Genomic DNA, 17,225 nt, shown 5'->3' on the forward strand with positions numbered 1-17,225 from the left:
GAGGGGCAAGGCCAAGCGCGCTAGGCCTGCGATGGCAGGGACTTTAGAGAAAACGGATGTAGGGGCAAGGGGTTATCGCGCCAGGGATGGGACGGTACGTTTCATACATGCGGGGCGGCAGCTTCCCTCTTCTCCCCTTGGGGGAGAAGCAACCATGTCATTTTTATTGTGGAACCCAAGGCGTATCGCGCAGGATGACGAGGTTTGCGGCCTCGATGAGCTTTCGCATGATGGCGACGAGGATGAGCTTGGGCGGTTTTCCGGCGGCAGCCAGGCGTTGGGCGAAGCTGCGATGGCCGGGATCGCATCGTTTGGCGGCAAGAGCAGCCATGTAGAGCAGTTTTCGAGGCCTGCGGCGGCCTCCGGCAATGAAGCGCTGGCCCTTTCGCTCGCCGGAATCGCGGTCGAACGGCGCAACACCGACCAGGGCGGCGGCCTGTCCGCGCTTCATCGCGCCCAGTTCGGGCATCCGGATCAGCAGGCTCAGCGCCACGATGGAACCGACACCAGGCAAGGAGTTGAGCAGGGCGAGCCGCCGGGCGAGGTCGGGCCAGAGCCGGACGCGGGCCATGATGTCGGCGACAATCCTGGCCTTTCGCGCCAGCAGGATGGTCAACTGGGCGCGGGCATCCTCAATCAGGTCGGGCAGGCTCAGATGCTCCATCTGGGTCTTCAGCAGCGTTGCAAGCTCGCTGGCTTGCTCATAGGCCGTCAGTCGCTCGGCCAGTTCGGCAAGGCGCGGATCGGCGGCGGCTCTGACGCTCTCGACCTGGGCCGTGGCGCAGGCGATCAGCCGGGCGTCGATGCGATCATTCTTGGCCCGCAGGCGCTTGATGCGGGCAAACAGCCTGACCTCGATGGGCTGGTGCACGACCACCTCAAGCGCTGCGTCGCGCAAGGCTTTGACGATGGCGCGCTCATAACCGCCGGTGGCCTCCAGTCCGACGCGCCCGGCGCCCTGGGCACAAAGCCAGTCGATCAGCTCGCCATGTCCGGCCGGCGTGTTGGCCACCCGAACCATCGCCTCCGAGCCGTGGATCGCCGCGTCCAGCCAGAGCTTGGCGACATCGACCCCGGCGCTAAATGTGTTAGACTTCGATATGTTCATCGATCCCTCCTTGTGGCTCCGGACCCGATCGTCCCTGCAACCATCCGGATCAGTGAACAGCCGACGGCGACCCAGCTTCTCCACAGCCCAAAGGGCTCTGATGCCAACGGTCCCTCCGACGGTGGTCCGCCTGGTGCGTCAACATCAGGCGGACAAACCGGACAAAACCAACTTTACCAGAAATTCAACACACAAGATGCCGGCAGGCAGATGAGGGGTTTTAACTCTACTTGAGGGAACCCCTCATCTGCCCTACGGGCATCTTCTCCCCAAGGGGAGAAGCGGGAGCGAGCGGCACCTACCGTGCCAAATCCTGAACAGCCTCGCGCGCCGCAAATCTGCCCATGACAATCGCGCCCTCGATATAGCCGGGGTAGCTGGGGGAGAGTTCGGACGAGGCGAAGCGGAGGGGGCCGTGGCCGAGGCGGAGCGGGGCTTCGGGGTCGGCCGCGTTGGGATCGATGACGTCGTCGGAATAGGCGCCGCCGGACCAGGTGTCGTCGGTCCAGTCGCGGATGGAGAGTTCGATGATGTTGCCGGCCTCCTCGCCCAAGGCGGTGACGAGCTGGGTGCGGATGAAGGTTTCGAGCTCGGATTGCGGGCGGCCGTGCCACGACTTGGCGAAGCTGCCGCCGATGAACATGACCAGGCCGAAAAGGTCTGCGAGACCCCCGTTCCCCTCGCGGCTGGCGTCGCAGGCATAGAGGCCCTGGGGCGCGCTCCACATGACGGTGCCGGAGAAGCCGCGGGCGCGCCAGAACGGGGTGGCATAGCGGATGAAGATCTTGATGCAGTGGCCCGTTCCCCAGGCGGCGAAGGCATTCGTGATAGGCGCGGGCAGCGGCGGATCGTAGGTGATGCGGCTCGCCATGACGGGCGGCACGGAGACGATGACGCGGCGGGCTTCGTAGGTTGTGTCGCCGGTATGCACCGTGGCGCCGTCGGGGCCATGCGCGATGCTTTTGACGGGGCTCGAGAGCTTGAGGCGGGTGCCGAGGGTGGCCGCGACATCCTCGGCCAGCGCGTGCATGGTGGTGGCGAGGAAGGATTCCATCTCGGAATATTCATTGGTGATGCGGGAATCCGTCGAGGCGAGCCAGGCGAAGGAGACCTCGTCGGGCGAGCGGCACCACAGGCCCTCGATCAGGCGGAGGAAGGCGCTCGCGACATCTTGGTCGAGACCGGGCTGGCGGGCGATCCACTGGCTGACGGTGAGGCCTTTCAGCGCGGGGTCGGTGGGGTCGAGGCGGATGATATGTTCGCGCAATGCCTCGACGCCCTCCCAGATTTCGTAGCCGCGCGTGAGCGAGATCGGCGGCTGGAACACCTCGTCGCCCTCGACATAGGCCCAGGTCACCGCCCTGCCATGGGCACGCGCCAGCGCATTGAGTTCCACCATGTCACGGCAGAGGAACTGGCCGCCGGTATCGATGCGCGCGCCATCGGCGAGCAGCTTCGACTCGACGCGACCGCCGACGCGGTCGCGGGCCTCGAGAAGGATCACGTCGAGGCCTTGGGCCATGAGCTCGGTTGCGGCGCTGAGGCCGGAGAAGCCGGCGCCGATGACGATGACATCGTGGCGGGACATGCGAAACTCCTTTGCATTCTGAATGAATGTTCAATCAGACTGTCGATTCCGGCGCAAGCCCGCACAATAGGACCGGCGCGCACAATCGTTCAATACGTTTTGCAGCGGGACGGATAGTGTGCGGCTTCGATAGAGGAGTTTTCGCATGACCAAGACCTATGACCCGATCCGGCTCGACGAGAAATTCGCGCTGTTTTCCGACCAGTGGCAGCCGCGCGTGGTGGCCGAGATGAACGACTACCAGTTCAAGATCGTCCGGATCGAGGGCGACTTCGTGTGGCATCAACATGCCGATACCGACGAGACCTTCATCGTGCTCGATGGCGTGCTGAGGATCGATTTCCGCGACGGCGCGGTGACGATCGGGCCGGGCGAGATGTTCGTGGTGCCGAAGGGCAAGGAGCACAAGCCCTATGCCGAACGCGAGGTGAAGATGATGCTGATCGAGCCGCGCGGCGTGAAGAATACCGGCGAATTCGAAAGCGAACTGACGGCGCGGAACGACGTGTGGATCTGAGGGCGCCGCCCGCGTTAGCTGTCCTCGGGCTGGGTACGCAGGTTGGAGACGACGCGCCGGTTCTGCACCTTGCAGGAGCGATCGTTGCAATCGCGGACTTCGCGGTCGTTGCCGTAGCCCTTGGCCCACATCCGGCTCGGGTCGACGCCCTTCGAGACGAGATAGGCCATCGCGGCATCGGCGCGCTTCTGCGACAGCGTCTTCATCTTGGACGCGGAGCCGGAATCGTCGGAGAATCCCTGCAGCTTGAGGAGCCATTTCGGGTGCCGGTTGAGCCAGGCGGCCTGGCTATCCAGCGTCGCCCTGGCGACGGAATCGAGCGCCGCGGAATCCTGGGGGAAGTAGATCCGGCGGCCGACATTGAGGATGAAATCCTCCTGGCTGCCGGCGGACACCGTCTCGAAGCCGGGCGCGGGATCGTTGGTCTGGCCGGTCATCGGCACCGCCGGAGGTTCCTCCACGGAGGCGACTTCGGTGGTGGAACAGGCGGCGAGCGCGACCAGCGCGATCGCAGCCACAAGGCGCTTCATGTATTCTGCTGTTGCCGGCATCTGGATGATATTCCTCATTCGACCACTGCCTGGCTGGCCTGATCGCCTGGCGGGGCCTGGTCGGCAATATGCGGCAGGACCTGCACGGCGGTGCCGATGGGGCAACGCTGGTAGAGGTCGATGGCGTCCTCGTTGAACATCCGGATGCAGCCGCTCGACGCATCCTTGCCGATGCTCGACGGCACGATCGTGCCATGGAAGCGGTAGCCGGTGTCGACGCCGCCGTTATGCAGGTACATGGCGCGGGGGCCAAGCGGGTTTTTCGAGGAGCCGCCCTCGACGGATTCGGGCAGTTCGGGATGGCGCTTGCGCATCTCCGCCGGCGGCGTCCACTTCGGCCAAAGCGTCTTGGCGTCGATCGTGGCGCGGCCATACCATTTGAAGCCATCCTTGCCGACGCCGACGCCGTAGCGGATGGCCGTCTTGTTCTCCATGATCAGGTAGAGAAAATGATGCCTGGTATCGACGACAACCGTGCCAATGGGCTCGCTCGAGAAATATTTGACGACCTGGCGGCGCCACTTCTTGTCGATCCTGGCGAAATTGGTCGTCCGGTACGTCACGCCATTGTCGACCGCGGTGCCGGCAAAATCGGACGCCGCGGCGAGTGCCGGACTTTCGATGGCAGCGCTGCCAAGGAGCGCCAAACCACCAATCAAAGTTTCCCTGCGCGTCAACACCATCGGCCATCTCCCCTGAAGCCAAAGAGCGAGATTCCAGTAAATCAGATTTTTCGTTTGCCACAACAGAAAACTGCTCGGCACCATTTGGTATGGCGCTGATTGCAGCACTTTCAAGGGGTCGGGCGTGGATGCCTTATGTCGTCTGCGACGGCCAAGCTCTCTGAGGCATCGGTTCAGAACCGCTGTAGAGGCGCCATGTCCAGTCGGTGCCTGCGCGGCGGAAGATCGCCGCCAGGCGGTAGGCCGCCGGATGGACATGACGATCATACACGAACTCGACACGACCCTGCGCGAAGACCCAGGCGATGTCGTTCTCTATGGTGACGGGTTTGCTGTCCCAAATCCAGCGCAGTCTGAAAGGCGCAGTGAAAACATAGGCGACCAGCCCCTCGAGTTCATCACGCGTCTCTGCGATCTCGCCAACTTCCGATCCCACCAATCGAAAGCCGTTACTCCAGAGTTCATCGACGATGGCCATGTCCTTGGCGAACATGAGTGCGCTCGCCCTGTCGAGTTTTGCATAGATAGCCTGTTCGTCCATATCCGCCCCCTTGTCCGTAAACTATAAGCCAGAGAATGCTGTTTGGTCTGAAAGCAATTCCGAGAGAAAATACCTCACAATTGGCACTGCCAAAGCGACAGGAGCGGCACGCATAACTTGCGCGATCTTTGTATACAATAAACCTTATAGTAGAGATGGCAGCAGGTCAATCTTTGGTCTAGCGGGTCCGCGACTTTTGCCTGCCGGAGCCCTCACTGCGTTTTGTCGTCGCTATTGGGCGGCGAGCCTCGGAGGATTTTGCTCATCGCCTTGCCTTTCGCGAGTTCGTCGATCAGTTTGTCCAGGTAGCGGATTTCTCGCATGAGAGGCTCCTCGATTTCTTCCACGCGGATGCCGCAGATGACACCTGTAATCAATGATCGCGAGGGGTTCATGCGAGGCGCTTGCGTGAAGAAATCCTCCAAAGTCGTCTTGTCTGCCAGCCGGTCGCCCAGGCTCTCCAAGCTGTGGCCCGTGAGCCAGCAGATGATTTCATCGACCTCCGCCTTGGTGCGCGCCTTCTTCTCCGCCTTGGCGACATAGTGGGGATAGACGCTCGCGAGGCTTATTGAATAGATGCGATGCTTCGTCATTGGTCCTCCGATCGTTCCAGGCATGTTTTCGCCCAGAATAGCGGAAATCAGGACTGAGACAAATGGATCGAGCGGCTGAGTTCGGGCGCACACCAACCTTAAGAATCCGACGATCTTGCCTCAGGCCCTGCCGATCTCACCGGTATAGAGCAGCCACGCCGCCAGCAACGCGAGCACGACAATGATCGCCGCCAGCACCACTTCGGCGCCGGCAAATGTCTTTTCACCGCGCTCGCGCCTTGCCATCGCATAGACAAGGATGCCGGGGACGAAAAGGATCGTGCACAAGAGCAGATAGGTGAGGCCCGCGGCATAGATCAGCCAGAGGCCATAGATCGTCGCCAACAGGCCAACGACCGCGTCACGGTTGCGGCCCGCTCCATCGGTTCTGTAGGTTTCGCCCTTGAGCGCAAGTTTCAACGCATAGGCACCCGACAGGACATAGGGCGGCAGGATGGCGACCGACGAAATGAAGGCAAAGAACTGGTAGGCGCTGAGCGAGAAATAGCTGACGAGCACGAATATCTGGACGAGAATGTTGGTCGCCAGCAATGCGTTGGCCGGCGCGCCGCTGGCGTTCTCCCGGCCGAACCAGCTTGGAAAAGTCCCCTCCTTGCCGCAGATGAACGGGATTTCCGCGCAGATCACCGTCCATGACAGAAACGCGCCACCCACCGAGATCAGCAGGCCGATATTGATCACCGCCGCGCCCCAGTGGCCGATCAACGGCTCGAGGACGCCGGCCATGGAGGGAACCCCGAGACCGGCGAGCTCGGGCTGGCTGAGCAAGCCGGCCGACAGCAGCGACACCAGCACATACAGCACCAGCGCACCCAGGAAGCCGATGACGGTGGCGAGACCGACATCGGAGCGCTTGGCGGCTCGCGCCGAGCAGACGCTGGCGCCTTCGATGCCGATGAACACCCAGAGCGTCACCAGCATCGTGCTCTTGACCTGGTCCACGACGCTGCCGAGCCCGGCGTCTGCACCATTGGGCCGGCCCCAGAAATTGAAGGTGAACTTGTCCCAGTTGAAGGCGACGATCGCGATCAGCACGAACAGCAGCAGCGGTATCAACTTGGCGGCGGTGGTGGCGACATTGATCAGTGCCGCCTGTTTGACACCCCGCAGAATCAGCAGGCGCACCAGCACCAGGCAGATCGATGCGCCGACGATCGACAGCAGATTGTTGCCGCTGCCGAAGGCGGGGATAAAGAACGACAGCGCCGAGAAGATCGCCACCACGAAGGCGACATTGGCCAGCGACGCGCTGAGCCAGTAGCCCCAGGCGCTGGTGAAACCGACATATGAGCCGAACCCGGCCTTGGCATACGCATAGGGGCCCGAATTGAGCTCCGGCTTTCGCACCGCCAGGGACTGGTAGACGAAGGCGAGCATCAGCATGCCGATACCGGTGATCACCCAGCCGATGATGATCGCCCCCGGCGAAGCGTGGCGCGACATGTCCGAAGGCAGGTTGAAAATGCCGCTGCCGACCATCGGGCCGACGACCAGGGCGATCAGGGGTACGAGCGTGAGCTTGTCGGACTGCACCGCCGTGGTGGGAACGCTCTCGTTGCCGGCTACCATGCGCGCTTCTCCCCCTGACCTATAAAGCCGATCCGGACGTCATGCGATGCGCTGTCCAAGTGTGAATTTCGCAGCCAAATATGCTCGTGGGCCGGACTGCGTCGCCGTACGCGTCTGGAGACAATCCCTCCAACCAGAAGTATCAATCCGCGCACGAGGCGTCAATCAATACCGCCTGTTCGTCGAATCGCAGCGTTAGTTCGTGCTGTTATCGTCGTTCGAGGCGAGCTTTTTCCAGGAATTTTCCTGCGCCAGCATGGCCTTGAGATAAGTCATGTTGGCATCCGCCTGTTCGGCGGTCAGTTCCTGGCGGGCGATGTTCTCGGCTTCCTGGAAGCGGCCCTGCAGGCCGACAACGAGCGCGAGGTTCTGGCGCACGCGGCTGTCGGCGCCGGGCTGGGAGATGGCCGAGCGCATATAGGTCTCGGCGGTCTTGAGGTCTCGGGTCAGCAGGTAGGACATGCCGAGATTGGAGAGCACGCTGGCCTCGTTCGGCTTGATGTCGAGCGCATCGCGATAGGCCTGGCGCGCGGCATCGGAGCGGCCGAGCTGGTCGAGGATGGCGCCTTCGGCGGATTTCAACTTCCAATCCGGGCGATCCGGCGTCTGGGCGCGGCTGATCGTGCCGAGCGCCTGTTCGAGATCGCCGGCGCTGGCCAGTGCCTTGCCATAGGCGGCGAGCACGTCGCGATCCTTGGGATAGAGGATGGCAACCTGCCGCATCACGGCGAGCGCCTGGTCATTCTTGCCGGTCATGCGCAGCAGCGATGCATATTGCAGGCCGGTATTGCGGTCCTTCGGGTTCCTGGCATAGGCAGCACCGATGCTGCGGGTGGCGCCGGCGATCTCCGCAGCACTCATCTGGTCGACGGGCTTGCGGGAATTCGGGATCGAGCCGGTCGTATCGCCGCGGTTGGTGGCGCAAGAAGCGGTGAGCGCCAGCGCCAGGAAACCCAGCCCGACCATCGCCTGCCTGAATGGCGCTTTCCGCCCCGTATGATATGTCATCGCCGAACCCCTTGCGAAATCTGGCGCGGCTGGCAAAGCTCGTGCCCAATGCTGCCGCAATCCTCGCTCAAGCAATAATCTGTTAACCCTAACAGAGCGTTAACGCGCCCTTCCCAACGCGCCCTTCCAAGGACTTGCCATGGCCCCCTATCAGTTCATCGAGCGTACCTCGCCCTTCAACACCAAGGGTGGCAAGACGCTGCCGGTCTTTGCCGTGACACCGGCCCATATCGAGACCGAAATGGTCGATCCGGTGGCGCTGGAATGGGCCAAGAAGGCAGGCTGGAAGGGCGACGCCGGTTCGCTGCTGCTGGTGCCATCCGATACCGGACTTCTCGGCGGCGCGCTGTTCGGGCTCGGCAAGAACCCGTCGGACACGCCCTATATCACCGGCAAGCTGGCGCGGCTGCTGCCGGCCGGCGACTGGCATATCGAGACCGCGCCGCTGACCGCCAACCGGCTGCTGCTGGGCTTTGGGCTGGGCAGCTACCGGTTCGACAAATACAAGGCCGACGGCAGCGAACAGCCGACGCTGATGCTTCCGGCCGATGCCGATGCGGCGCGCGTCAAGCGGCTGCTGGCCGGCGTGTTCCTCGCCCGCGACCTGATCAACGTGCCGACCAACGACATGGGGCCGGATGCGATGGAGGCCGCGTTCCGCGAGCTTGCGGCGCATTACAAGGCCGACGTTTCCGTGGTGCGGGGCGACGATCTGCTGCAACAGAACTTTCCGCTGATCCATGCCGTCGGCCGCGCGTCCGAACAGGCGCCGCGGCTGCTCAAGCTGCGCTGGGGCAAGAAGGGCCATCGCAAGGTGACGCTGGTCGGCAAGGGCGTCTGCTTCGACACCGGCGGGCTCGACATCAAGCCGTCCGCCTCGATGCTGCTGATGAAGAAGGACATGGGTGGTGCGGCGAACGTCATGGGCCTGGCGCTGATGATCATGGATGCCAAGCTCAAGATCGACCTGACCGTGCTGGTGCCGGTTGTCGAGAACTCGATTTCCGGCAATGCCTTCCGGCCGGGCGATATCTACCGGAGCCGTGCGGGGCTGACCGTGCAGATCGACAATACCGACGCAGAGGGACGGCTGATCCTGGCCGATGCCCTGGCGCTGGCCGACGAGGACGAACCGGAGCTGATGATCGACATGGCGACGCTGACCGGGGCCGCAAGGGTTGCACTCGGTCCGGACCTGCCGCCGTTCTTCACCGACGACGAGAACCTCGCCGGCCAGCTGACCGATGCAAGCCTCGAAGTGGACGATCCGATGTGGCGCCTGCCGCTCCACAAGGGCTACGAGAAGGACATCAACGCCAAGATCGCCGACCTGACCAACGCGCCCTCGGGGGGCATGGCCGGTGCGATCACGGCCGCGCTCTTCCTCAAGCGCTTCGTGAAGAAGACCGAGAGCTGGGCGCATTTCGACATTTTCGGCTGGACGCCATCAGAGCGGCCGCATGCCCCGGTGGGCGGCGAAGCGCAGGCGATAAGGGCGATATTCCATATGCTGGAGAATAGAAGCGCGCGGGGGTGATGTGGACGGACGACGAACTTGCCAAGGTTTTCGTGTACATACATTCGCGCGCCATCGGTCTTCCCGAGAAGCGGCCGGCTCCACAGATTTCGCCCGACACGTTGCCGCTTGACCTCAATGACATTTCCTCTGCTGTGCGCGATCAACTGGGTGCGGCGATAACCGCCAAGAGTTCCGACGTTGTCGAAGCAGCACTCGGGCTGGCTCTCTTATTTGATGTGCCCCTGTCCGTGTATTTTGATTTGTCGTGCCAGCTTGTTACCGAAGACTGGCACATCTCCCAGGAAGACATCATTCGTCTGCTCCAGGACGCCGAAGATGCGCGTGCGATACCCTTTCTAAGAACGGCCATCGATCTTAAGCCCAGGCTTGAGCATCTCGCACATGACGACTATGGCTCCTATTACAAGAAATGCCTTTGGGCGCTGAGTGCTATCGGAACACCGGATGCTATTGCTGTCATTCGCGATTGTGTGAATTCGGAAATCGCTCCATTGAGGGAAGAGGCGGAGTATCGGCTTTCCAAGATCCAGGGGCCTGGAGCCAGGTGCGATTAACCACGGATGCGGACTCCCATTGCACCGGCTCGCCATTTCGCGGAAAATGGAACGGTCTCGAAACGATTTTTCCGGAGCCGGCCGTTGCCCGTCGAACTCACCGCCTCGCAGGCGCTCGGCCTCTGGCACCAGGTTTCGCTGGAACAGGTGAAGGCGGGGGATGTCGATCTGACCATGCGACAGGTGGCGATCCTGCTGCATATCTATCTCGTGCCGCCACCGCATACGGTGCGCGGTCTGGCGGCGACGCTGGGTGTGACCAAGCCGGTGATCACGCGGGCGCTCAACACAATGGGCGAGATGGGCATCGTCGACCGGGTGCGCGACGATCGCGACCGCCGCAATGTGATCATTAAAAGAACATTGACCGGTGCGCTTTATCTTGAGAAATTCGGTGACCTGATCATCGACCAGGGCCGCCAACTCAGCTGAGGACGCAATGCTCGACCGCCGCCTGAATGCTTTCCGAACCGACCTTGCCGAGAAGAGGCTCGAGGGCCAGGTGGAGGCCCTGCGCTTCGTCGAGGGCAAGCCTGCCCGGGTGGTCGCATCCACGACGGCGATGCGGCCGCAGCCGAGCCTCACATCCGGCATCGATACGGAACTGCTGTTCGGCGAGCCTGTGAGCGTGCTCGACCGCGCAGATGGCTGGGCCTGGGTGAAATCCGGCGTCGACGATTATGTCGGCTATGTCGAGGAGGCGGCGCTGGGCGGACCCGGTGCCGAGCCGACGCATTGGGTGACGGCGCCGCGGACTTTCGTCTATTCCGAGCCCGACATGAAGCGGCCGACGGTGAGAGCGCTTTCGATGGGCAGCCGGATTACCGTGACCGGCGACGCCGAGACGCGCGGCACGCGATATCTGCTGGTAGACGGTGGGGCAGTGATCGCCAAGCACGTGGCCGAGGTCGGCGTGCCGCTGGCCGGCGATTATGTGGACGTCGCGACGCGCTTTCTCGCGTCACCTTATCTCTGGGGTGGACGCTCGGGCTTCGGGCTCGATTGCTCAGGCCTCGTGCAGCTTTCGATGATGATGACCGGCCGAGCGGTGCTTCGCGACACCGACATGCAGCGCGCCTCGATCGGGATGGAGATATCAGGGGATGAACTCAGGCGTGGCGATCTGGTGTTCTGGAAGGGCCATGTCGCCATCATGGTCGATGCCGATATGATGATCCATTCGAATGGATTCACCATGGATGTCTCCCACGAAAGCCTCGCCGATGCGATCAAGCGCATTGAGCCGATGTATGGATTGCCGCTGCTTTACCGCCGGCCATCGTAAACCACTTATTGCGTTTCGTATTATCTATCGTTCAATATTTGAAGACAATCCGTGCTCGCGGCGGGGGATACCCGAACCGTCTGGGGAGGCGCATATAAGCGTCATCCAATCAGTGCCGGCACGGGCCGGAGAAAGAAGAAACCCATGTTGAACCAGATCAAGGGCCTGCATCACGTCACGTCGATGGCTGCGGATGCAAGGACCAACAACCAGTTCTTCACCCATACGCTCGGCCTGCGCCGCGTGAAGAAGACCGTCAATTTCGACGCGCCGGACGTCTATCATCTCTATTACGGCGATGAAGCCGGCACGCCGGGCACTGTGATGACCTATTTCCCCTTTCCCAATATCGGCCGTGGCCGTCCGGGCACCGGTGAGGTCGGCACGACCGTGTTCTCGGTTCCGCAGGGCTCGCTCGGCTTCTGGGAAGAGCGGCTTGCAAAGCAGGGCGTCACCGGCATCAAGCGCGACGAGACCTTCGGCGAGAAGCGGCTGGAATTTGCCGGCCCCGATGGCGACGGTTTCGCGCTGGTCGAGGTGAAGGACGATAGCCGCGAACCCTGGACAGAGAACGGTGTCAGCGCCGATCATGCGATCCGTGGTTTCCACTCGGTTGCCATGCGGCTGCGCGACGAAGGTGCGACGACTGAGCTGATGAAGTTCATGGGCTACGAACAGTTCGAAGCCAAGGACGGTGTCACCCGCCTGATCGTGCCCAGTGGCAACGACGCGAAGTTCATCGACCTCGAAATCATGCCGAATATCGCCAGAAGCCAGCAGGGCGCGGGCTCCGTGCACCATGTGGCCTTTGCCGTCGACAACCGAGAGACCCAGCTCGAAGTGCGCAAGGCGCTGATGGATACGGGCTACCAGGTGACGCCGGTGATCGACCGTGACTACTTCTGGGCGATCTATTTCCGCACTCCGGGCGGCGTACTGTTCGAAATTGCCACCAGCGAGCCGGGCTTCAACCGCGACGAGGATACGGCGCATCTCGGCGAGGGCCTGATGCTGCCGCAGCAGCACAAGCATCTCAGGCCGATCCTGACCCAGACGCTTGCGAATCTGGAGGCGTAAATGGCGACGATCGAACTTTCCAGAGACCACGGCTATGTGCACCGGGTGAAATCAGGTGCACAGGGCCAGCCGATCTTCTTCGTGCTGCATGGCACGGGCGGCGACGAGAACCAGTTTTTCGAATTCGGCAGCGACCTGATACCCGATGCGACGATCATATCGCCGCGCGGCGATGTCAGCGAATATGGCGCGGCGCGTTTCTTCAAGCGCACCGGCGAGGGTGTCTATGACATGGCCGACCTTGCACGGGCGACGGAGAAGTTCGCCGGCTTCGTATCGGCGCTCAAGGCGGAGCATCAGGCATCCGAAGTGATCGGGCTCGGCTTTTCCAACGGCGCCAATATCCTCGCCAATGTGCTGATCGAAAAGGGCAGGCTGTTCGACAAGGCGGTGCTGATGCATCCGCTGATCCCGTTCGCACCGAAGGACAATCCGACGCTCAAGGGCGTCGATGTGCTGATCACCGCCGGCCGCACCGATCCGATCGGACCGGCGCGGGTCACCCAGGCGCTCGCCGATTATCTCGCCGCGCAGGGAGCAACGGTTGAGCTCGACTGGCACGATGGCGGGCACGAAATCCGCCGCAGCGAGATCGAGGCGGTGGAACGGTTCCTCAAATAACTACAGTCCTCAACCCACTGCAGGCAAACATATAGCGGCGCATCCCCGACAAGGAGATACGCCGTGTATGCGCAAAGCAAGGAAGCGCGGCTCGTTCAGGGGTCACGTGCCGTAGTATGCGCGGTAGGCCGGATCTGTTCCGAACCAAAGCTCATAGAGGCCGCTGGCACAATCGATCCCGAGGACTGTCACTTCTGGCGGAAATGCCTCGTTACCGAGAAAGTCTCCGATAGAGATGCCGCCAACACCTTCAACACGCGACCCGTCGCCAATTGCAACGACTTTCAGCGCCAAGGCATCCCAATCACCGGAGTTTTGAAAAATCGCGTCAATGATCGACCTTAATGGCAAATAGGCATCGTTTGGATTCAGCGGACCGGATGCGACGCCCATTGGCGGGTCGGCGGCATAAAGAGTTGCGGTGCCGAGGCAGGTTTCGCCGCTGAATAGCCTGACTTCAAGCACGAACCTCCTCCAGTTCAATCAGCGTGCCGAAGAAATCCTTCGGATGCAGGAAGAGCACCGGATTGCCATGGGCGCCGATCCTGGGCTCGCCGCCCAGCACGCGGGCGCCGGCAGCTTTCAGCTGGTCGCGGGCGGCGATGATGTCGGTGACTTCGTAGCAGATGTGATGCATGCCGCCGTCGGGGTTCTTCGCCAAAAAGCCCGCAATGGTGGAGTTTTCGCCGAGCGGTTCGAGCAGCTCGACCTTGGTGTTGTCGAAGACGACGAAGACGACCGTGACGCCGTGCTCGGGCAGCGGCTGCGGCACCGAGACAGTGGCGCCGAGGCTGTCGCGGTAGCGCGCGATGGCGACTTCGAGATTGGGCACGGCAAGTGCGATGTGATTGACCCGGCCCAGCATCATTCGTTCCTCAACCTTCCCTCGGCGAGATCGAGCACGGCGCGCGCCGCATCGACGACATTGGTACCAGGGCCGAAGACGGCGGAGACGCCGTGATCCATGAGGAACTGATAGTCCTTGCGCGGGATGACGCCGCCGCAGACGACGATGATATGGCCGCCGCCCCTCGCCTTCAACTCATCGACCAGCTGCGGCATCAGTGTCTTGTGGCCGGCGGCGAGCGAGGAGACGCCGATGACGTCGACTTGTCTCTCGATCGCGAGATCGGCCGCCTCATCCGGCGTCTGGAACAGCGGGCCAGCGACGACCTCGAAGCCGATATCGCCGAAGGCCGAGGCGATGACCTTGGCGCCGCGATCGTGGCCATCCTGGCCGAGCTTGGCGACGAGGATTTTCGGCCGCTTGCCCGATTTGTCGATCTGCGCTCTTAGCCGGCTAACAAGCGTTTGATATTCGGGATCGTTGATACTGGCCGGGCCGTAGATGTCGGTGACGACTTCAGGGATGGCGGTGTGATCGCCGAAGCTTTCGCGCATCGCATCCGAGATTTCCCCCACTGTGGCGCGGGCACGGGCGGCCTCGACGGCGGCGGCGAGAAGATTGCCCTCGCCGCTACGGGCAACCTGCTTGAGCGCTTCCAGCGAATCCGCCCATGTCCCGGGGTCGCGCAGCTGGCAGGTCTTTTCGAGCCGCTTGACCTGGCCCTCGCGGACGACCTTGTTGTCGATATCGAGGGTTTCGATATCGGCTTCCTCATTGAGACGGTATTTGTTGACGCCGACGATCACCTCCTCACCGCGATCGACGGCGGCCTGGCGGCGGGTGGCGGCTTCCTCGATCAGGCGCTTGGGCAGGCCGGTATGGATGGCCTTGGTCATGCCGCCGAGGCTTTCCACTTCCTCGATCAGCGCCCAGGCTTTTTCCGCCAGCTCCGCCGTGAGGCTCTCGACATAATAGGAGCCGGCGAGCGGATCGACGACCTTGGTGACGCCGGTTTCGTGCTGGAGGATGAGCTGGGTGTTGCGGGCGATGCGGGCGGAGAATTCAGTCGGCAGCGCGATGGCCTCGTCGAAGGAATTGGTATGCAGCGACTGGGTGCCGCCGAGTGCGGCCGACAGCGCCTCATAGGCGGTGCGGACGATGTTGTTATAGGGGTCCTGTTCTTGCAGGGACACGCCTGAGGTCTGGCAATGGGTGCGCAGCATCGAGGACGAGGCCTTCCTGGGCTGGAACTCTTCCATGATCCGCGACCAGAGCAGGCGCGCGGCGCGCAGCTTGGCCGCCTCCATGAAGAAATTCATGCCGATGGCGAAGAAGAAGGAGAGGCGGCCGGCGAAGTCATCGACATCCAAACCCTTGGCGATCGCCGCGCGGACATATTCGCGGCCGTCGGCCAGCGTGAAAGCGAGTTCCTGCACCAGCGTCGCGCCGGCCTCCTGCATGTGGTAGCCGGAGATCGAGATGGAGTTGAACTTCGGCATTTCCTTCGAGGTGAATTCGATGATGTCGGCAACGATCCGCATCGAGGCTTCGGGTGGATAGATGTAGGTGTTGCGGACCATGAACTCCTTGAGAATATCGTTCTGGATGGTGCCGGAGAGATCGGCGCGCGACACGCCCTGCTCCTCGCCCGCGACGATGAAATTGGCGAGGATCGGGATGACAGCGCCGTTCATGGTCATCGAGACGGACATTTCATTGAGCGGAATCCGGTCGAAGAGGATCTTCATGTCCTCGACGGAATCGATCGCAACGCCTGCCTTGCCGACATCCCCGGTGACGCGGGCGTGATCGGAGTCGTATCCGCGATGGGTGGCGAGGTCGAAGGCGACGGAGAGGCCCTTCTGGCCGGCCAAGAGCGCCTTGCGGTAGAAGGTGTTGGATTCCTCGGCGGTCGAGAAGCCGGCATATTGACGGATCGTCCAGGGCCGGCCGGCATACATCGTGGCGCGAGGGCCGCGGGTGAAGGGCGCGAGGCCGGGGAGCGAGCCGAGATGGGTGAGGTTCTCGGTATCGGCCTCGGTATAGAGCGGCTTGACGTCGATGCCCTCGGGCGTGTGCCAGGTCAGCGTATCGGGAGCGGCTTTGAGTTCGCGTTCGGCGAGCTTCTCCCAGTCTGCGATCGTTTTCTTGTCAGTCATTGGCGTGATCCCGTTTCATAGGCGCCGCCTGAAAACCAGGCATATTCATCAGCATGCTTGCCGTCCCAATTCGCCATGCCCCGCTTGGTCAGGGTGCCCTTCGGTACAATGTAGGAGTCGATGCGGCGTTCCGGATCTTCGCGCCAGCGGATGTTGAAGGCGGCGCGGATCGGGAAGAAATAGAGGTGCGAATAGGGCAGATGGTCGTGGATCCACCAGGCGAGCGCCCGCCAGTCGGCACCCTTTTCGTAGTGATCAGCGAACCAGGGGATCACAATGGTGGCCGTGGCGCCCATGCGGCCCAGGGCATCGCGCCGGTCCCAGATATGATCGGCCCAGGTCGATTCGTTGCGGGCGCAGCTGTAATTGTGCCTGTTGCCGAAGGCGTTGACCTCGCCGGTGCGATAAGCCGACCGGATAGCGATGCGGCCGAAGCGATCCTGCAGCGGTTCGAGCAAATCCTCGCAAAGCCGCGTGCCGGCTTCGATCGCGAGATCGGGATCGTCGGGGATGTTCGTCATGCCGTGGAGATTGGCGATTTCCGAATAGAGAAACTCGCGCATGAAGAACGACTTGGAGAGGCGGGCGCGACCGAGCTTTTCGAGAGCCGCCATGGAGGTGGGCTTTTTCATGGGGCACCACTGCAGATTGACGACGGTGCTGCCGAGTCATGACCTTCGATGAGATCAGAAGGAGTGCCGCATGTCTGAGAAATCGAAGGCCGAGGAGCCAGAGTCGGAGCCGGCTTGGAATGAGGAGGAGCTTGCGGCGTTGCGAGAACTGATCGCTCGACGCCGGCGAGGTGAGTTTCTCGATAGGGAGCAAAGTCGCGCTCAGCTCGAGAAGCTGATTGCAGACAAGAGGAAGGCCTACGGCCTATAGTGCACTTTGGGGCCGGTTTACCCCCCTCTGTCCTGCCGGACATCTCCCCCTCAAGGGGGGAGATTGGATGGGGCATTCGCT

The 17,225-nt window shown here is 62.3% G+C and carries 20 protein-coding genes; 8 read left to right on the forward strand and 12 right to left on the reverse strand.

What is annotated here, in order from left to right:
* Positions 1–163 precede the first annotated feature (163 nt).
* Positions 164–1,108 (reverse strand): IS110 family transposase, encoded by a 945-nt coding sequence (locus ACSQ26_RS23265; RefSeq protein WP_436005541.1) that lies wholly within the window; start codon positions 1,106–1,108, stop codon positions 164–166.
* A gap of 298 nt (positions 1,109–1,406) precedes the next feature.
* Complete coding sequence (locus tag ACSQ26_RS23270) at positions 1,407–2,696, reverse strand: flavin monoamine oxidase family protein (protein WP_436013115.1); 1,290 nt, start codon at positions 2,694–2,696, stop codon at positions 1,407–1,409.
* Between the two features lie 145 nt (positions 2,697–2,841).
* Here ACSQ26_RS23270 and ACSQ26_RS23275 point away from each other — a divergent pair, with 145 nt between their 5' ends.
* Positions 2,842–3,213, forward strand: a complete 372-nt coding sequence (locus tag ACSQ26_RS23275; protein ID WP_436013117.1) for a cupin domain-containing protein — start codon at positions 2,842–2,844, stop codon at positions 3,211–3,213.
* Positions 3,214–3,227: 14 nt separating this feature from the next.
* On the opposite strand, the gene ACSQ26_RS23280 is transcribed toward ACSQ26_RS23275, so the two are convergent.
* From ACSQ26_RS23280 to ACSQ26_RS23305, 6 genes are all read right to left on the reverse strand, one after another.
* On the reverse strand, positions 3,228–3,764 hold the full coding sequence (locus ACSQ26_RS23280) for an OmpA family protein (RefSeq protein ID WP_436013119.1): 537 nt from the start codon (positions 3,762–3,764) through the stop codon (positions 3,228–3,230).
* A 14-nt stretch (positions 3,765–3,778) separates the two neighbouring features.
* Entirely contained in the window at positions 3,779–4,447 is a 669-nt protein-coding gene (locus ACSQ26_RS23285; RefSeq protein WP_436013121.1) for a L,D-transpeptidase, read from the reverse strand.
* 133 nt (positions 4,448–4,580) lie between these two features.
* A complete protein-coding gene (locus ACSQ26_RS23290) occupies positions 4,581–4,988 on the reverse strand; it encodes a nuclear transport factor 2 family protein (RefSeq protein ID WP_436013123.1) in 408 nt (135 codons plus the stop codon).
* A 212-nt stretch (positions 4,989–5,200) separates the two neighbouring features.
* A complete protein-coding gene (locus ACSQ26_RS23295; protein ID WP_436015435.1) occupies positions 5,201–5,581 on the reverse strand; it encodes a DUF2200 domain-containing protein in 381 nt (126 codons plus the stop codon).
* A 120-nt stretch (positions 5,582–5,701) separates the two neighbouring features.
* Entirely contained in the window at positions 5,702–7,171 is a 1,470-nt protein-coding gene (arcD, locus tag ACSQ26_RS23300; protein WP_436013125.1) for an arginine-ornithine antiporter, read from the reverse strand.
* Between the two features lie 195 nt (positions 7,172–7,366).
* Entirely contained in the window at positions 7,367–8,179 is an 813-nt protein-coding gene (locus ACSQ26_RS23305) for a tetratricopeptide repeat protein (RefSeq protein WP_436013127.1), read from the reverse strand.
* 139 nt (positions 8,180–8,318) lie between these two features.
* Between ACSQ26_RS23305 and ACSQ26_RS23310 the strand changes: the two genes are divergently transcribed.
* The 6 genes from ACSQ26_RS23310 to ACSQ26_RS23335 all read left to right on the forward strand — a co-directional run bounded on the left by ACSQ26_RS23310 (position 8,319) and on the right by ACSQ26_RS23335 (position 13,256).
* Complete coding sequence (locus ACSQ26_RS23310) at positions 8,319–9,716, forward strand: leucyl aminopeptidase family protein (RefSeq protein ID WP_436013129.1); 1,398 nt, start codon at positions 8,319–8,321, stop codon at positions 9,714–9,716.
* Positions 9,716–10,273: a hypothetical protein gene (locus ACSQ26_RS23315; protein ID WP_436013131.1), complete on the forward strand. Its 558-nt coding sequence runs from the start codon at positions 9,716–9,718 to the stop codon at positions 10,271–10,273. Before ACSQ26_RS23310 ends, ACSQ26_RS23315 begins: the two co-directional genes overlap by 1 nt.
* Positions 10,274–10,357: 84 nt before the next feature.
* A complete protein-coding gene (locus tag ACSQ26_RS23320) occupies positions 10,358–10,705 on the forward strand; it encodes a MarR family transcriptional regulator (protein WP_436013133.1) in 348 nt (115 codons plus the stop codon).
* 7 nt (positions 10,706–10,712) lie between these two features.
* A complete protein-coding gene (locus ACSQ26_RS23325) occupies positions 10,713–11,558 on the forward strand; it encodes an NlpC/P60 family protein (RefSeq protein ID WP_436013135.1) in 846 nt (281 codons plus the stop codon).
* A gap of 144 nt (positions 11,559–11,702) precedes the next feature.
* A complete protein-coding gene (locus ACSQ26_RS23330) occupies positions 11,703–12,635 on the forward strand; it encodes a VOC family protein (protein ID WP_436013137.1) in 933 nt (310 codons plus the stop codon).
* Complete coding sequence (locus ACSQ26_RS23335; RefSeq protein ID WP_436013139.1) at positions 12,636–13,256, forward strand: alpha/beta hydrolase; 621 nt, start codon at positions 12,636–12,638, stop codon at positions 13,254–13,256.
* Between the two features lie 102 nt (positions 13,257–13,358).
* Here the strand turns inward: ACSQ26_RS23335 and ACSQ26_RS23340 are convergent, their stop codons facing one another.
* The 4 genes from ACSQ26_RS23340 to ACSQ26_RS23355 are packed head-to-tail and all read right to left on the reverse strand — an operon-like array spanning position 13,359 to position 16,894.
* Positions 13,359–13,721, reverse strand: a complete 363-nt coding sequence (locus ACSQ26_RS23340; protein WP_436013141.1) for a hypothetical protein — start codon at positions 13,719–13,721, stop codon at positions 13,359–13,361.
* Complete coding sequence (gene mce / locus ACSQ26_RS23345; RefSeq protein WP_436015437.1) at positions 13,714–14,121, reverse strand: methylmalonyl-CoA epimerase; 408 nt, start codon at positions 14,119–14,121, stop codon at positions 13,714–13,716. Before mce ends, ACSQ26_RS23340 begins: the two co-directional genes overlap by 8 nt.
* Positions 14,121–16,262, reverse strand: coding sequence for a methylmalonyl-CoA mutase (gene scpA / locus ACSQ26_RS23350; RefSeq protein ID WP_436013143.1), 2,142 nt, complete (start codon positions 16,260–16,262; stop codon positions 14,121–14,123). The genes mce and scpA overlap by 1 nt, the downstream gene beginning before the upstream one ends.
* Positions 16,259–16,894: a hypothetical protein gene (locus tag ACSQ26_RS23355; RefSeq protein ID WP_436013145.1), complete on the reverse strand. Its 636-nt coding sequence runs from the start codon at positions 16,892–16,894 to the stop codon at positions 16,259–16,261. The genes scpA and ACSQ26_RS23355 overlap by 4 nt, the downstream gene beginning before the upstream one ends.
* 70 nt (positions 16,895–16,964) lie before the next feature.
* Between ACSQ26_RS23355 and ACSQ26_RS23360 the strand changes: the two genes are divergently transcribed.
* The gene (locus tag ACSQ26_RS23360) at positions 16,965–17,144 is read left to right on the forward strand and encodes a hypothetical protein (protein WP_436013147.1); all 180 of its coding nucleotides are present in this window, start codon (positions 16,965–16,967) and stop codon (positions 17,142–17,144) included.
* Positions 17,145–17,225 lie beyond the last annotated feature (81 nt).

This window comes from Rhizobium sp. LjRoot254, assembly GCF_964254105.1.
In the GTDB taxonomy this organism is placed as follows: domain Bacteria; phylum Pseudomonadota; class Alphaproteobacteria; order Rhizobiales; family Rhizobiaceae; genus Rhizobium_E.